Source organism: Actinomadura roseirufa, assembly GCF_900659635.1.
Taxonomy (GTDB): domain Bacteria; phylum Actinomycetota; class Actinomycetes; order Streptosporangiales; family Streptosporangiaceae; genus Spirillospora; species Spirillospora roseirufa.
Map to the genome: position 1 here is coordinate 1 of NZ_CAACVB010000200.1, position 14,544 is coordinate 14,544.

Genomic DNA, 14,544 nt, shown 5'->3' on the forward strand with positions numbered 1-14,544 from the left:
CGCGCGGGCGCGCCGCGCGCGACTCCGGCAGCGTCCGGACGGCCGCCGCGGCGAGCACCGCCGCGGCGGCCAGCGCGACCCAGAACCAGGTCCGCCAGCCCGCGAGCGAGGTCAGCACGGCCGCGGCGATCGGGCCGAGCGCGATGCCGAGGCCGAGCATCGCGCCCCAGATCCCGGTGGCGTGCGCGCGGCGCGGTCCCGCCTCGAACGTGGCGGCGATGATGCCGAGGCTCGTGGTGAGCAGCGCCGCGCTCGCCGCGCCCTGCAGGATCCGGCCGGCGATGAAGACGAGCGGCTCCGTGGCGGCGCCGCAGGCGATGCTGGACGCGGCGAGCACGGCGGCGCCGATCACGAACACCCGCCTGCGGCCGTGGTCGTCGGCCAGGCTCCCGGTGGCCAGCAGCGCCATGGCGAGGCCGAGGCTGATCGAGCTCATCAGCCAGATCCGGGCCGTCGCGCCCGCCTCCAGCCCCCGCGCGGTCTCGGTCAGCACCCCGAGCGGCGCGGTGTAGTTCATCAGGGCCAGCAGGGTGGCGGCGGCGGGCAGGACCAGGGCCGCGGTGGAGCCCGGCGCGGCCCTCCCGGCGCGTGAGGTCGCCAGAGTCGTCATGCGGTCTCCCGAGCTAGTTCAATGAATGAACTTGTGGACGTGGCGACCGTAGCACGATGTGGTTCACTGATTGAACTCGGGGCGGGTACGGTGGTGCCATGGCACTCGGCAAGGACTACGCACGGCAGGACTGCTCGCTGGCCAGGGCCCTGGAGGTCGTCGGCGAGCGCTGGACCCTGCTGATCGTCCGCGACGCGATGTACGGCGTGCGCCGCTTCAGCGACTTCCAGGTCCACTTGGACGTCCCGCGCGCGGTCCTGTCGTCGCGGCTCCAGGTGCTCGTCGAGACGGGCGTGCTCGCCAAGGAGGGCCACGACTACGTGCTCACCGAGGTGGGCAGGGAGCTGTGGCCGGTCGTGCACACCCTGGCCCGGTGGGGAGAGCGGCACCTGTCGTCCGAGCCGTGCCGCGTGTTCGTCCACGCCGAGTGCGGCACCGAGGTGGGCCAGGGCGGGGCCTGCCCGTCCTGTGCGCGGACCGTTCCGATGGAGGACGTGGAGGTCCACGCCGGTCCGGGCGTCCGCGACCGGGACGACCCGGTCAGCCGGGCCCTGCAGACCCCGCACCGCCTCCTGGAGCCGCTGCGCGTCTGACCGCCGCTAGGCGCCCAGGGCGCGGGCTATCAGGTCGGCCACCGCGTCGGGGTCGACGTGCTGGCCCGTGAGGGACGCGAGGTTCTCCTGGTAGATCAGCACGGCGGTGAACGTCGCGGCGGCGACCTCCAGGCGCGCCTGGTCGCCGCGCGCGCCGGGCAGCGCCAGCTCCAGGGCGCGGCGGGCGCGCAGGAACACCTCGCCGTTCAGCCGCCCCAGCCGCTCGCGGACGGACCGGTGCGTGTCGGCCTCGCGGAACAGGATCCGCCGCATCGCGGGCGAGGCGTGCAGCGGGAGCCGCCGCGCCAGCCGCGACAGCGTGCCCGCGGGGTCGCCCGGCAGGGCCAGCAGCGCCTCGGCGGCCTCGTCCGGCAGCTCCTCGACGAACGTCCGCTCGTCGACCAGCGTCACCAGGACGTCGATCTTCTGCGGGAAGTAGTGGAACACCAGGCCCTTGGGCACCCGGGCCCGGCCCGCGATCCGCGCGGTGGAGCTGGCCTCGTACCCGAGGTCGGCGAACAGCGCCTCGGCCGCGTCGAGGATGCGGGTGCGCGAGTCGGCGGTGGACGGGCCCGCGCTGGACGGGCCCGCGCTGGACGGGCCCGCGCTGGACGGGCCCGCGCTGGGCGGGGTCGCGGCGGGCGGGTCCTGCGGGCGGTCCGCTGCCGGTGGTCTCACTCGTACCGCCCCCCGAACGTCCAAGGGTCCCGGGGCGCCTTGTGCGCCCGGGACCGTCTCGGGAACACCGGTCAGGCCGCGACCTCGCCGCCGCGCGTCCGGGTGGCTCCCCACACGCCGACGATAGTCGCCACGCCGCCGGCGATCCATGCCGTCCACGCCGCCGCGTCCTCGCCGTCGAAGGCGAACGCCCACGGCGACACGAAGATCAGCAGCGCGAACGCCGTCGCCGTCCAGGCCGTCGGCCCGGCGGCGCCGAGCAGCGAGTACAGCCCGGCGATCGCCAGCAGGGCGCCCAGCACCATGAGCGGCTGCTCGCCGGCGTCGTCGGCCCACAGCTCGGGGGCCAGCAGCGCGGCGAGGCCGGCCAGGAGGGCCACCCCGTCCTGCCATGCGAACCTGTCCATCCGTCACCTCCGGAGGGGATCCCGTTCGGATCTCTTCGTCCCATTTGTACAGTTCCCTGATTGACCGACCGGTCAATCTCTCCGGCGGGCCCTGCCCATCCGTCCCCGAGGTGAGGAATCCGGGACGGGAGGACAGGATCGGCGGCGCGCGCCGACCGGCTACCCTGCTCGCTCATGGAGACCGGAGACGCCGAGCCCGCGGCCGGGCGGCCACGGCGGACCCCGTTCGGTCCCCTGTGGCGGCTGATCGACGGGCGCCCGGACGACTCGCGGGCGCGGATCGTCCGGCGCGCCCGGGTCCTGGTGACCCTCGCCACGGGTGTCGCCAACCTCGTCGGCGCGCTGGTCGTGCTGCTGTTCGCGATCGTGGTGCCCGACCCGGCGGGGGAGGCCGGCGCGCGGCTCCGGCTGGTCAACCTCGCCGTGTTCACCGCCTACGTGACCGCGGCGATGCCGGCCGGTCTCGTCCTCGGCGAGCGGTTCTTCCGCCGCGTGCGGCGGCTGGTGGAGCGGCACGACGAGCCCGACCTGCACGAGCGGGCACTGCTGCTGTACGGCCCGCTGCGGCTGACCACCCTGCACCTGACGCTCTGGGGCGTCGGCACGGTCGGCTGGGTGATCGTCAACGCGCCCTTCTCCGCGCTGCTGGCGGTGAAGCTGGGCCTGACGAGCCTGCTCGGCGGGCTCACCACCTGCACGGTCGTCTACCTGCTCACCGAGCGGCTGCTGCGGCGGGCGGTGACGAGCGCGCTGCACAGCCGGATGCCGCGCCGCACCGGCCTGCCCGGCGTCGCGGCGCGGTCGGTGCTGGCGTGGGCGCTCGGCACGGCGGTGCCGATCCTCGGGCTGGTCACGCTGGCTATCGGCACCTTCGTGATCGGCGATATCAGCGTCCGGGACCTGGCGCTGGCGGTGCTCGCGCTCGGCGGCCTCACCCTGGTGGTCGGCCTCGGCGTCACCTACGGCGCGGCCCGCGCGATCGCCGACCCGGTCGAGTCGGTGCGGCGCGGCCTCGCCCGGGTGGAGCGCGGCGACCTGGACGTCGAGGTGCCGGTCTACGACGCCACCGAGGTCGGGCTGCTGCAGGCGGGGTTCAACCACATGGCGGCGGGGCTGCGCGAGCACGCCCGGCTGCAGGACCTGTTCGGCCGGCAGGTCGGCGAGGACGTCGCGCGCGTGGCGCTGGAGCGCGGCATCGACCTCGGCGGCGAGCTGCGCGAGGTCGCGGTGATCTTCGTGGACATCATCGGGTCCACCCGGCTGGCCGCCGACCGGCCGCCCGCCGAGGTGGTCGGGCTGCTGAACGACTTCTTCGCCGTGGTCGTCGAGGTGGTCGGCGCGCACGGCGGCTGGATCAACAAGTTCGAGGGCGACGCCGCGCTGGCGATCTTCGGTGCGCCGCTGCCGCTGGCCGGGGCGCCGGACCGGGCGCTCGCCGCCGCGCGCGAGCTGGCCCCGCGGCTGCGCGCGCGGGTGCCGGGCGTGCGCGCCGCCGTCGGGGCCTCGGCGGGCGAGGCCGTGGCCGGGCACATCGGCGCCGAGGAGCGCTTCGAGTACACCGTGATCGGGGATCCGGTGAACGAGGCGGCCCGGCTCACCGACCTCGCCAAGAGCACCGAGGACCGCGTCCTGGCCGCCGGGTCGCTGGTCGCGGCGGCCGGGCCGGACGAGGCGGAGCGGTGGTGGCTGGGGGAGGAGGTCACGCTGCGCGGCCGGACCCGGCCGACCCGGCTGGCCACGCCCCGCCGCTCGGAGCGCGTCTCCGGGAAGAAGACCCAGGGCGAGCCCCCTGAGCAGGGCTGCGGAACACGACCTAGGACGTGGTGAGGGTGGCTCCGCGGAGCGTCGTGTAGAAGGGCGAGTCCGCCAGCCTGGAGCCGTGCTCCTCGCCGATGTAGACGTCGGCGTGGTTCTCTCCGCCGTAGCCCGGGCGGAACAGGTCCGTGACCGTCCAGCGGGCCTTGCGGAACCTCCGGCACACCTCGTCCTCGACCGGGCGGCCGTTCCCGTCCTTTCCGCAGCCGGCGATGACGAAGCCCTGCCCGCGGGCCAGGACGGAACGGTCGGCCGCGGCCGACGTCCAGCCCCGCAGCGGCCGTCCCGACGAGTCGCGGGTGGTGGCGTCGAGCCAGAACCCGACGCTGGAGGACCAGTTGAGGTAGCGGCCCTCGCCCGTCCCGGCGGTCAGGCGCCCGCTGCCCTCGGTCTGCACGACCTTGAGGAAGTCCTCGGGGTAGGAGCCGAGCGGGTCCTTGCCGTGCGAGCAGTGGAACCTGAGGCAGCCGCGGACCGCCTTGGGCTTGCCGTGGTAGAGGCTCTGGAGCGCCGTGTAGTAGGTGGTGATGCGCCAGCCGCCGCGGTGGCCGAGCGGGCGCGCCGGGGGCCCTGACGAGGGACTGGGCGAGGCCGTCTCCGCGGGAGGGCTCGCGGTGGGGGAAGGAACGGCCGGCGGGGCGGCGGGGACGGCCGCGGTCGGCGGCGGGACCTCCAGCGCCCCCGCTGAGCGGCTCGCGCCGCGCCCGCAGCCCGCGAGGGCACCCGAGCCGCACAGCAGCACGGCCCAGAGCACGACGGCAGCGGCTCGCGGTGCCCTGGGCCGCATCGCACCCCCTAGCTCACCGGGATTCCGCGCCCTCCGGGGCACGCGAAGACTCCTCCGCCACCGCGGACCCTATCGCGGTCGCGCCGCCGGGACGTCCGGGCAGCGCGAATCCGGCGAGCAGCAGCGCGGCCGAGGCCGCCACCATCCACCAGAACGCGGTGCCGAACGCCTCGGCCGGGGACGCGCCGCCGGAGATCCGGTGCTGGAGCAGGAGCGTCACGACGGTGATGCCGAGCGCGGCGCCGATCTGGTTGAGCACGTACAGCGTTCCCGTCGCGCTCGGCGTCGACTCGGCCGGGACGGAGCGGTACACCGACGCCATGGTGGGCGCGCCGATGAAGCCGAGCCCGAGGCCGCCCACGAAGGAGCACACGCCGAGCCAGACCAGGCTCGCGTCCGTCCCCGCCTGGGTGTAGGCCAGGGAGGTCAGCGCGAGGATCATGCCTCCGGCGGGGACCAGCGCCCGCGCGCCGATCCGGTCGCTGAGCCGCCCCGCGATGGGCATGCCGAAGAACGCGCCGACCCCCTGCGGGACGAGCAGCAGCCCGGCGGCGAGCACGCCGTGCCCCCTGACCTGCTGGTAGTAGAGCGGGATCAGGAACAGCAGCGCGAACAGCACTCCGCCGACCAGCGTCATCACCGCGACGCTCGCCGCGTACGGGCGCAGCGCCAGCAGCCGCAGGTCGACCAGCGGCGCGACGGAGGGGCGCAGCGCGTGCGCGACGTAGCCGAGCAGGAGCAGCGCGCCGAGGACGAGGCCCGCGATGACGCGCGGCGCGCCGAACCCGGCGGTCGCCGCCTGCGACAGCCCGTACATCACCGCGACCGAGCCGGGGCTGAGCAGCAGCACGCCGACCACGTCGAACGGCCTGCGCGCCGTCCCGTCCGGCACCCCGCCCGGGACGGCGCGCAGGGCCAGCGCGATGGCGAGCGCGCCGACCGGCAGGTTGACCAGGAACATCCACCGCCACGGCAGGTACTCGTTGATCAGCCCGCCGGCGACCGGGCCGAGGATCGGGCCGAGGGTCATCGGCACCGACATCACCGCCATCAGCCGGCCCGCGCGGCGCGGCCCGGCGGCGCGGGCCAGCACGGTCAGCATCGTGGGCTCCATCAGGCCGCCGCCGACGCCCTGCACCACGCGGAACGCGATCAGCGCGCCCGCGGACCAGGCCAGCGCGCACAGCAGCGACCCGGCGGTGAACAGCGCGAGCCCGGCCAGCCACACCGTCCGGCCGCCGAAGCGGTCGACCGCCCAGCCGCTCACCGGGATCGCCGCGGCCAGCGTCAGCATGTAGGCGCTGGCCGTCCACTCGACCGTGTCGAGCGGCGCGTCGAAGTGCCGGGCGAGCGTGCCGATCCCGACGTTGACGATCGTCGCGTCGAGCAGCGCCATGAAGCCGCCCAGCACCATCACGCCGATGAGCCGGGCGAGCGGCCCGTCGATCCGGTCCTCCGCGTCCGTCCCCATGACCACCTCCAGTTTTATCCAATGTAGTTCACGAGAATGAACTATGTAGTTCAAATTGGCAATCGGGACGGTAGCATGGCCGCATGAGCGCGGGCGAGACCACGGGCGGGCCGGAGGACGGGCGGGCCGGTGCCGCGGCCGTGGAGGAACGGCCCCGGCGCCGGGGCCGGCTGGACAAGCGCGAGGCGATCCTGGACGCGGCGCTGCGCGTGTTCTCCCGCGAGGGGTACGAGCGGGCGAGCATCGACATGATCGCCGCCGAGGCGGGCGTCGCGAAGCCGACGATCTACAACCATCTGGGCGGCAAGGAGAACCTGTTCCGGGAGATCATGCTGGGCGCCGCCCGGGACACCGGCGCCAAGCTCCTCGCCGCGCTGGAGACCTTCCCGGCCGACGCGGCCGACGGCGCCGCGCTGCGCGCCGCGCTGCTCGCGGTCGCGCCGCGGCTGGTCGGCTGCTTCCACGAGCCCGAGTCATGGGCGCTGCAGCGGATGCTGCACGCCGAGTCCGTCCGCTTCCCCGATCTGTACGGCACCATCCGCGCGAACGGCATGGGCCAGGCGCTGGACGCGCTCGCCGGGCGGCTCGCCCGGCTGGCCAACGCGGGCCACCTGGAGATCCCCGATCCGGACCGCGCGGCGGGCCAGTTCATCGCGCTGATCACGCACGAGCTGGCGGGCCTGTCCGAGCTCGGGAACCGCGCCCTGTCCGACGCCGAGGTCGACGCGGTCGTCACCGCCGGGGTCGACACGTTCCTGCGCGCCTACGCGCCGCGCTGAGACGCCGGGTGAAGCACGAAGCGGCGGCCCCGCCGGGGCCGCCGCTTCGGGTGCTCAGGGGCTCAGTGCCCGCGGGCGATCCACTCGTCCAGGTGCGGGGCCTCCGCGCCGATCGTGGTGGACTCCCCGTGCCCGGTGCGGACGACGGTCTCCGGCGGCAGCGTCAGCAGCCGCTCGCGGATCGAGGCGATGATGGTCGGGAAGTCGGAGAACGACCGCCCGGTCGCTCCGGGGCCGCCGCTGAACAGCGTGTCACCCGAGAACACCGTGCCGAGGTCCGGCGCGTAAAGGCACACCGCGCCGGGACTGTGCCCCGGCGTGTGCAGGACGGTCAGCTCCGTGCCCGCGACCGTGACGACCTGCCCGTCGGCCAGTTCGCCGTCGGGAGAGAAGCCCGGATGCCGCCGCTCCCACAGCATGAGGTCGGCCGGGTGCAGCAGGATCGGTGCCCCGGTGGCCGCCGCGAGGGCGGGCGCCGCGTCGATGTGGTCGTCGTGGCCGTGGGTCGACACGATGGCCGTGAGCCGCCGCCCGGCCAGCGCCGCCTCGATCGCGTCCGCGTCGTGCGCGGCGTCGATGACCACCGCCTCGTCGTCGTCACCGACGATCCAGACGTTGTTGTCGACCTCCCACGTCCCGCCGTCGAGCGAGAACGTCCCGGACGTGACGACATGGTCGACGCGGGCCATCAGAACATCACCACCGAGCGCAGCACGTCGCCGTGGTGCATCTTCTCGAACGCGGCCTCGACCCCGTCCAGCGGGATCGTCTCCGACACGAACGCGTCCAGGTCCAGGCGGCCCTGGAGGTACAGGTCGATGAGCATGGGGAAGTCCCGGGACGGGAGGCAGTCCCCGTACCAGGAGGACTTCAGGGCGCCGCCGCGGCCGAACACGTCCAGCAGCGGCAGGTCCAGCCGCATCTCCGGCGTCGGCACGCCGACGAGCACGACCGTCCCGGCGAGGTCGCGCGCGTAGAACGCCTGTTCGTAGGTCTCCGGGCGGCCCACCGCGTCGATCACGACGTCGGCGCCGAACCCGCCGGTCAGGTCCCGGACGGCCGCGACGACGTCGGTGTCGCCGGCCGGCACGGTGTCCGTCGCGCCGAGCGCCGCCGCCGTGGCCAGCTTCCGCTCGTCCAGGTCGATCGCGATGATCCGCGCCGCGCCCGCCAGCCGCGCCCCGAGCACGGCCGCCGCGCCGACCCCGCCGCAGCCGATCACCGCCACCGAGTCGCCCCGCCCGACCCCGCCGGTGTTGATCGCGGCGCCGAGCCCGGCCATCACGCCGCAGCCCAGCAGTCCCGCCACCGCGGGCTTGGCGGCCGGGTCGACCTTGGTGCACTGCCCGGCCGCGACCAGCGTCTTGTCGGCGAACGCGCCGATCCCGAGCGCGGGAGAGAGCGCGGTGCCATCCTCCAGCGTCATCTTCTGCGCGGCGTTATGGGTGTTGAAGCAGTACCACGGACGGCCCCGCAGGCACGCCCGGCACTGCCCGCACACCGCCCGCCAGTTGAGGATGACGAAGTCGCCCGGGGCGACCTCGGTGACACCCTCGCCCACCGACTCCACCACGCCCGCCGCCTCGTGCCCGAGCAGGAACGGGAACTCGTCGTTGATCCCGCCCTCCCGGTAGTGCAGGTCGGTGTGGCAGACCCCGCACGCCTGGACCTGGACGACCGCCTCGCCGGGTCCGGGATCCGGCACGACGATCGTCTCGATCCGCACCGGCTGCCCCTTGCCCGCCGCGACGACCCCGCGTACCCGCTGTCCCATACTGCCGTCCCTCGCTCGTGTGCCTCGTTCGCGTCCCTCTCAGGCGGAGCCTATAGAGGCGGTACCGCTCAGGTATCGGACTGGAGTTCCCCATGCGGCGCGATGCGGGTCCGATCCCGGCGGGCGGAAAGTAGGGGCCGATCCATTCCGGACAGAAACGAGGACCCGCATGACCCGCCGTAATTCACGCCTGACGACCTGCCTCGTCGGGGGGACCGCCGCCGCCGCCGTGGCGGCCGGCTCCGCCGTGCCCGCGTTCGCGCAGGACGGCTCGGCCCCGTCGCGGCGTCCCGATTCCGGGGCGGCCGTCACGACGCCGGGCGTGTCGCAGCGGCGGGGTGAGCCGGTCTCGGTGACGCCTCTGAAGCACATGTCGGCCGAGGAGATCCGGACGTGGCTGGCCGGTGAGAAGTTCGACACCGAGTCGGTCCGGTACGGCGTCGACACCTACCGCATCGTCTACACGACCGTGGACACCCGGCAGCGCGCCACCACCGCGAGCGGCCTGCTCGTCCTGCCGCGCAACGGGACGCGAAGGCTCCGCACCGTCTCCTACACGCACGGCACGACCAGCTACAAGCCCGACGCCCCGTCCCGCTCGGAGGGCGTCTTCAGCCCCGGCCCCGCCATCACCTACGGGGCGGCGGGCTTCGCGGCCGTGGCCCCCGACTACCTCGGCCTGGGCATGGGACCCGGCGTGCACCCCTGGAAGGACGTGCCGTCGGAGACGTCCGCCTCCCTGGACATGCTCCGCGCCGCCGGCCGGTTCGTGCCGCGCGCGGGACGCTCCTTGGACGGGCAGGTGCTGGTGACCGGGTTCTCCCAGGGCGCCTCGTCCGCGCTGGGCCTGGCCAGGGCCTTGCAGGAAGGCGCCGAGCCGAGGTTCCGTCTCCGTGCCCTGGCGCCGATCAGCGGTGGATACGACTTCCGGGGCGCGGAACTGCCCTCCCTGCTGAACGGCGAGCTGCCCCCGAAGATGGCCGTCGCCTATGTCTCCTATCTGTTCACCTCGTGGAACCGCATCCACGGCGGGCTCTACCGGACGCCCTCGGAACTCTTCCAAGAGCCGTACGCCGGCCGGGTCGAGGGGTACTTCGACGGGACGACCCCCGGGCCGGTCATGCTGAAGGGTCTGCCTGGGACGCTCGACGAGCTGCTCACTCCCCAGGGTTTCGCGTTGCTGCGCCACCCGACCGGAACGTTCGCCGAGGCCCTGGCCGTGGACGCGGAGGTCTGCACGGCCTGGACCCCGCGCGTCCCGACCCGGCTTTACAAGATCAGCCAGGACGACCAGGCGACCACGGACAACACGGCGCACTGCGAGGCCGGGTTCGCGGCGCGCGGCCGCCGCGTCCCGGTGATCGACGTGGGCGACCGGACCTACGGGGGCTCCCGGCACCTCGGCTCGAACCTGGCGGGCACGACGCTGGCCCTGCGCTGGTTCGCGGGGCTGCGCTGACCCGCTTCGCCGATCCCCGGACCGCGGGGTCAGCCGAAACGAATGACCTCCAGCCGGTCGGCGGCGTCACGGTCCAGGACCGTGACGCCGGCCGCGGGGGGCAAGGTCCCGCTGCGCGCCCGTCTCATCAGCGGGACCCAGCGGCGGCAGTGCCGGGCGAAGGTGGTGCCGGTGACGACGCGCCCGCGCGCCATCTGCCCGGCCCGCGCGGTCTCGGGGTCGACGTCGATGAGGATCAGGTGCATCCGGCCGCCGCGCAGCCGCACCAGGAACGCGAAGAAGTGCAGGATGTGCGGCCAGGTGCCCCGCGTGTGCGCCACGACCCCGTGGCCGCCGGCGACGGCCCGGCCGATGCGCCACACGTGCGTCGCGTGGACGAGCGGCGTGCGCAGGCGCGGGGGGATCGGGTGCAGGAACCGCGCCCACCAGTTGCGGGACTGCCGCGAGTCGATCACCCGGACGTCGCCGAAGCGCGCCGGGCGCGTCTCGTCGCCCCGCAGCCGGTACAGCCGGTTGAGCAGCGTGCTCTTGCCCGCGCCCGGAAGCCCGGCGAGGAGCACGAGCGAGCCCGCCGGGTAGTGGAGAACGCGTCCCAGCTCACTGAGGTGGTGGATGATGGTCCATCTCCTGGTCTCGGCCCCGAGATCGGTGAGGTGTGGTGGGACAAACGAACATTTCCCACCGGTTGTTCCGCCGGGTGCGCCGAGGACCGCTTCAGCGGCAGGTCACGCCGCCGGGAGAGAGCCGTCCAGGCCCGTCCGAGGGTCCGCCCGGAGGGCCGGCCGCCGCGCGGGAGCCGCCGCGCGGAGTCCGTCCCGCGGTCACCAGCCGCGGGACCGCCACTCGGGCAGCGAGGGCCGTTCGCGGCCGAGCGTGGAGTCCTTGCCGTGGCCCGGGTAGAACCAGGTGGTGTCCGGGAAACGGTCGAAGACGCGCTCCTCCACGTCCGCCAGCAGCTGCTTGAACAGGGTCGGGTCGCCCCAGGTGTTGCCGACCCCGCCCGGGAACAGGCTGTCGCCGGTGAACAGGTGGGGCCCGGCCGCCTGCTCGCCGCCGTCGTACAGCAGCGCGATCGAGCCCGGAGTGTGGCCGCGCAGGTGCACGACCTCCAGCGCCACCCGCCCGACGCGGACGGTGTCGCCGTGCTCGACCGGTTCGGTGACGGGCTCCGGCAGGGCCTCGGCGTCGCGGGGGTGCGCGACGACCGGGGCGCCGGTGGCCCCGGCGACCTCGCTCAGCGCCATCCAGTGGTCCTGGTGGCGGTGCGTGGTGACGATGCGCGCGAGCGGCCCGTCGCCGACCAGCTCCAGCAGCCGTGACGCCTCGTTCGCCGCGTCGATCAGCAGCTGTTCGCCCGTCGCCGTGCAGCGCAGGATGTAGGCGTTGTTGTCATAGGGCCCCACCGCCACTTTGGTGACCGTCAGGCCCGGCAGCTCCCGGACGTCGGGCCGGCCGCCGGCCTCGACGTTCCCCGTGTAGCTCATCAGTCCTCCCGTCGGGGGTACGCGGAGCCCCATCTTCCACCATCGTCCCCCGCGCCCCGTGCCCGGTGTTCCGCACGCCGGAATGCGTCACCAGACGCAGCCGGGTCGTGCGCTCGCGGACGGACATCGCGGCCTTGCCGTCCCACCATGGGAGTTGGAAGATCAGGATCGACCGTGAGGACGGTGACGCGGTGGTCACGGCATTCCGTCCCGGACCGGACGAGCAGGCGCCCGAGGACATCCTCGGGCGGGCCTGCGCGCTGGTCCGGCTCTGCGGGCAGGACGCCACGATGGCGATGGCGTTGCTCGCCCTCGTGCTGACCGGGACCCTCGCGCGGCTCGCCGTGGGCGCGCCGGGCGCCCCCGCGCTCGCCCTGCTCCCGGTGCTCGCGCTCGCCGGCTGCGTCTCGGCCGGGTACGCGACGCGGTCGCGGATCACGCTCGTGGCAGCGCTCAGGGAGGTCCGCGACCGTACCGGGGCGCCGGTCGACCCGGGCGTGCCGTGGACGCCGTTCGGCTCGTCCGCCACCCTGGACCCCGGCGTCCGCGACGCCGAGCTGCGGCGGCTGCTGTCGGCCGCGCATCGCTGCGGCGAGCTGTCCTGGCGGGCCGTCGTGTGGGCGGTGACGGCGGGCGTGCTGTTCCTGTTCTGGACGATGGCGGCGGCCGTGGCGGGCGGGTAAGCGGTGAGCGACCATGAGGCCCGGCCGGGCAGCTTCTGGGAGCTGCTCTCCCCGACCGACCGGCAGGCCCTGCGGGCCATGGGGCGGCGCGCCGACGTTCCGCCCGGCGGGATGCTGTGCCACCAGGGGGTGATCGCGCCGGCGGTGTACGTGGTGTTCAAGGCGGCGCCGCGCGCGGCGGGCAACGCGGTCGCCAAGGAGTTCGTCGACTCCAGCGAGGGCGATGAGTCGATCATCGACCTCGTCGGGCCGGGCGACCTGGTCGGCGTCCTCGGCCCGTGGGGGCACCCGCAGCGCGGCACGGTCGCGGCGCTGGAGCAGGTCGCGGCGCTGCGCGTCGACCGCGCCAAGTTCCGTGCCCTGCTGGCGGCGAACCCGCAGGTCGCGGAGGCGATGATGCACGCGGTGGCGCGGAGCACGACGTTCGGCGGGCGGCGCCACGCGGTGCGCGCGGCCGAGCATCCGCAGCGGCTCGCCTACCACCTGCTGGAGCTGGCCCACCGGTTCGGCGAGCCGGCGGCGCGGGGCGTGGAGATCCCGCTGCGGCTCAGCCAGGCGGAGCTGGCCAACTGGGCGGGGATCTCGCGCGAGACCCTGGTGCGCTGGTTCCGGCTCTGGCGCGGCAAGGGGATCCTCGGCCGCCGCCCGCGCCCGCTGACCGTCCTGGACCTGGAGCTGCTGCGCCGCGAGGCCAGCCCGTGGGGGGACGAGTGGCCGGTCGCGACGCCCGGCGACGCCCCGTCCCCGGCGGCCGGGCGGCCCGAGCTCCCGCCCGTGCCGTCGGCGGGGATCGCCGCCCGCGCGCCCGTCCGCCTGGAGACCTCCGGGCCGAGACCGCCCGGGGTGCGGCTGCCCGCCGACAACCCCTACTTCGTGGGCCGCAACGTGAGCCTCGGCAAGCTGGACATGCTGGTGTCGCAGTCCGAGTGGCCGCGCGCCGTGGTCGTCCAGGGGATGGCGGGGGTGGGCAAGACGTCCCTGGCCCTGCACTGGGCGCACCGGGTCGCCGGGCGCTTCCCCGACGGCGTCGTCTTCGCCGACCTGCGCGGCACCACGCGCAGCCCGGTCACCCCGGCGGAGGCGATGGGGCAGGTCCTGCGCGCGGTCGGCGTCCCCGGCCACCAGCTCCCGCGCGCCGAGCCCGAGCTGGCGGCCCAGTGCCGGTCGCTGCTGTCGGATCGGCGGATGCTGCTCGTCCTGGACAACGCCGCCGGGCCCGAGCAGATCAACCCGCTGCTGGCGGCGCTGTCGTCGGGGCTGGTGGTGGTGACCAGCCGCCGCCGGCTGCCCGCCCTGCTGGAGGGCGCCGACGTGCGGACGCTGGAGCTGCGCGAGATGGTGACGCAGGACGCGGTGGCCCTCATCGCGGGCGTCCTCGGTCCCGCCGACGGCCGCGTCCGCGCCGAGCGGCGGGCGGTCGAACGACTCGTCCGCGAGTGCGGGCACCTGCCGCTGGCCCTCGCGGTCATGGCCGGGAAGCTGGCCGAGAACCGCGGCGAGTCCATCGCCGGAACGGTCCGCGAGCTGGCCGCCCGGGACGACCCGGCCGCGCCGCCGTACGGGGCGGGACTGCCCGGCGCCGGGCTGCACGCGGGCCCCGGCGCGGCGGGCCCGGAGCTGGCGAGCGTGCTCAGCCCGACCTTCGAGGTCGCCTACCGCGGCCTGCGCCGCGACCAGCGCGAGGCGTTCCGCAGGCTCGGCCTCGTCGCCGGGCCGGACTTCACCCCCACGGCCCTCGCGGCGCTGCAGGACCGCGGCGTCGCCGAGGCCCGCGAATGCCTGGAGGGCCTGCGCCAGGCGTACCTCGTGCACGACGTCGGGCCGGGCCGGTACCGCATGCACGACCTGCTGCGCGACTTCGCCCGCGAGCGGGGCCTGCGCGAGGACGCCGACAGCGACCTGCTGGCGGCGCAGCGGCGGCTGCTGGCCGGCCATCTCGCCGAGGCGCGGGAGAGGGGGGCGGCGCTGGGCGGGGCGCGGCGCCCCGCCGTCCAGGACGGGACG

15 protein-coding genes are annotated in these 14,544 nt (G+C 75.0%); 6 read left to right on the forward strand and 9 right to left on the reverse strand.

What is annotated here, in order from left to right:
- Positions 1-610, reverse strand: a 610-nt coding sequence (locus E1291_RS30665) for an MFS transporter (protein WP_131741567.1), incomplete at its 3' end; no start/stop codon positions are given.
- Between the two features lie 98 nt (positions 611-708).
- On the opposite strand from E1291_RS30665, the gene E1291_RS30670 reads away from it, so the two are divergent.
- Positions 709-1,203, forward strand: coding sequence for a winged helix-turn-helix transcriptional regulator (locus E1291_RS30670; RefSeq protein WP_131741568.1), 495 nt, complete (start codon positions 709-711; stop codon positions 1,201-1,203).
- Between the two features lie 6 nt (positions 1,204-1,209).
- On the opposite strand, the gene E1291_RS30675 is transcribed toward E1291_RS30670, so the two are convergent.
- Positions 1,210-1,881, reverse strand: a complete 672-nt coding sequence (locus E1291_RS30675) for a TetR/AcrR family transcriptional regulator (protein ID WP_131741569.1) — start codon at positions 1,879-1,881, stop codon at positions 1,210-1,212.
- Between the two features lie 71 nt (positions 1,882-1,952).
- Entirely contained in the window at positions 1,953-2,288 is a 336-nt protein-coding gene (locus E1291_RS30680; protein ID WP_131741570.1) for an SPW repeat protein, read from the reverse strand.
- 174 nt (positions 2,289-2,462) lie between these two features.
- Between E1291_RS30680 and E1291_RS30685 the strand changes: the two genes are divergently transcribed.
- Complete coding sequence (locus E1291_RS30685) at positions 2,463-4,115, forward strand: adenylate/guanylate cyclase domain-containing protein (RefSeq protein ID WP_131741571.1); 1,653 nt, start codon at positions 2,463-2,465, stop codon at positions 4,113-4,115.
- Here the strand turns inward: E1291_RS30685 and E1291_RS30690 are convergent.
- Both E1291_RS30690 and E1291_RS30695 read right to left on the reverse strand, forming a co-directional pair.
- A complete protein-coding gene (locus tag E1291_RS30690) occupies positions 4,102-4,890 on the reverse strand; it encodes a hypothetical protein (protein ID WP_165495361.1) in 789 nt (262 codons plus the stop codon). The two genes, E1291_RS30685 and E1291_RS30690, sit on opposite strands and share 14 nt — an antisense overlap.
- 13 nt (positions 4,891-4,903) lie before the next feature.
- On the reverse strand, positions 4,904-6,361 hold the full coding sequence (locus tag E1291_RS30695) for a DHA2 family efflux MFS transporter permease subunit (protein WP_131741572.1): 1,458 nt from the start codon (positions 6,359-6,361) through the stop codon (positions 4,904-4,906).
- An 83-nt stretch (positions 6,362-6,444) separates the two neighbouring features.
- Between E1291_RS30695 and E1291_RS30700 the strand changes: the two genes are divergently transcribed.
- A complete protein-coding gene (locus E1291_RS30700) occupies positions 6,445-7,140 on the forward strand; it encodes a TetR/AcrR family transcriptional regulator (RefSeq protein ID WP_131741573.1) in 696 nt (231 codons plus the stop codon).
- Between the two features lie 62 nt (positions 7,141-7,202).
- Here the strand turns inward: E1291_RS30700 and E1291_RS30705 are convergent, their stop codons facing one another.
- Positions 7,203-7,829: an MBL fold metallo-hydrolase gene (locus E1291_RS30705; protein ID WP_207401024.1), complete on the reverse strand. Its 627-nt coding sequence runs from the start codon at positions 7,827-7,829 to the stop codon at positions 7,203-7,205.
- The gene (locus E1291_RS30710; RefSeq protein ID WP_131741574.1) at positions 7,829-8,914 is read right to left on the reverse strand and encodes an S-(hydroxymethyl)mycothiol dehydrogenase; all 1,086 of its coding nucleotides are present in this window, start codon (positions 8,912-8,914) and stop codon (positions 7,829-7,831) included. The genes E1291_RS30705 and E1291_RS30710 overlap by 1 nt, the downstream gene beginning before the upstream one ends.
- 169 nt (positions 8,915-9,083) lie before the next feature.
- Here E1291_RS30710 and E1291_RS30715 point away from each other — a divergent pair, with 169 nt between their 5' ends.
- Entirely contained in the window at positions 9,084-10,373 is a 1,290-nt protein-coding gene (locus E1291_RS30715) for an alpha/beta hydrolase family protein (protein ID WP_131741575.1), read from the forward strand.
- A gap of 29 nt (positions 10,374-10,402) precedes the next feature.
- On the opposite strand, the gene E1291_RS30720 is transcribed toward E1291_RS30715, so the two are convergent.
- Both E1291_RS30720 and E1291_RS30725 read right to left on the reverse strand, forming a co-directional pair.
- Positions 10,403-10,933, reverse strand: a complete 531-nt coding sequence (locus tag E1291_RS30720; RefSeq protein ID WP_242614473.1) for an ATP-binding protein — start codon at positions 10,931-10,933, stop codon at positions 10,403-10,405.
- Positions 10,934-11,194: 261 nt separating this feature from the next.
- Positions 11,195-11,857 carry an MBL fold metallo-hydrolase gene (locus E1291_RS30725; protein ID WP_131741577.1) on the reverse strand — a complete coding sequence of 221 codons (663 nt, stop codon included), beginning with the start codon at positions 11,855-11,857 and terminating at the stop codon, positions 11,195-11,197.
- A gap of 191 nt (positions 11,858-12,048) precedes the next feature.
- On the opposite strand from E1291_RS30725, the gene E1291_RS30730 reads away from it, so the two are divergent.
- Together E1291_RS30730 and E1291_RS30735 are read left to right on the forward strand one after the other, a co-directional pair.
- Positions 12,049-12,540: a hypothetical protein gene (locus E1291_RS30730; RefSeq protein WP_131741578.1), complete on the forward strand. Its 492-nt coding sequence runs from the start codon at positions 12,049-12,051 to the stop codon at positions 12,538-12,540.
- Positions 12,541-12,543: 3 nt separating this feature from the next.
- Positions 12,544-14,544 (forward strand): helix-turn-helix domain-containing protein (locus E1291_RS30735; RefSeq protein WP_131741579.1); only part of this gene is annotated, 2,001 nt, incomplete at its 3' end.

Coding starts and splice junctions, on each gene's coding strand:
- E1291_RS30670 (WP_131741568.1), top strand. CDS start 709: ATGGCACTCGGCAAGGACTACGCACGGCAGGACTGCTCGCTGGCCAGG.
- E1291_RS30680 (WP_131741570.1), bottom strand. CDS start 2,288: ATGGACAGGTTCGCATGGCAGGACGGGGTGGCCCTCCTGGCCGGCCTC.
- E1291_RS30685 (WP_131741571.1), top strand. CDS start 2,463: ATGGAGACCGGAGACGCCGAGCCCGCGGCCGGGCGGCCACGGCGGACC.
- E1291_RS30690 (WP_165495361.1), bottom strand. CDS start 4,890: ATGCGGCCCAGGGCACCGCGAGCCGCTGCCGTCGTGCTCTGGGCCGTG.
- E1291_RS30695 (WP_131741572.1), bottom strand. CDS start 6,361: ATGGGGACGGACGCGGAGGACCGGATCGACGGGCCGCTCGCCCGGCTC.
- E1291_RS30700 (WP_131741573.1), top strand. CDS start 6,445: ATGAGCGCGGGCGAGACCACGGGCGGGCCGGAGGACGGGCGGGCCGGT.
- E1291_RS30705 (WP_207401024.1), bottom strand. CDS start 7,829: ATGGCCCGCGTCGACCATGTCGTCACGTCCGGGACGTTCTCGCTCGAC.
- E1291_RS30710 (WP_131741574.1), bottom strand. CDS start 8,914: ATGGGACAGCGGGTACGCGGGGTCGTCGCGGCGGGCAAGGGGCAGCCG.
- E1291_RS30715 (WP_131741575.1), top strand. CDS start 9,084: ATGACCCGCCGTAATTCACGCCTGACGACCTGCCTCGTCGGGGGGACC.
- E1291_RS30725 (WP_131741577.1), bottom strand. CDS start 11,857: ATGAGCTACACGGGGAACGTCGAGGCCGGCGGCCGGCCCGACGTCCGG.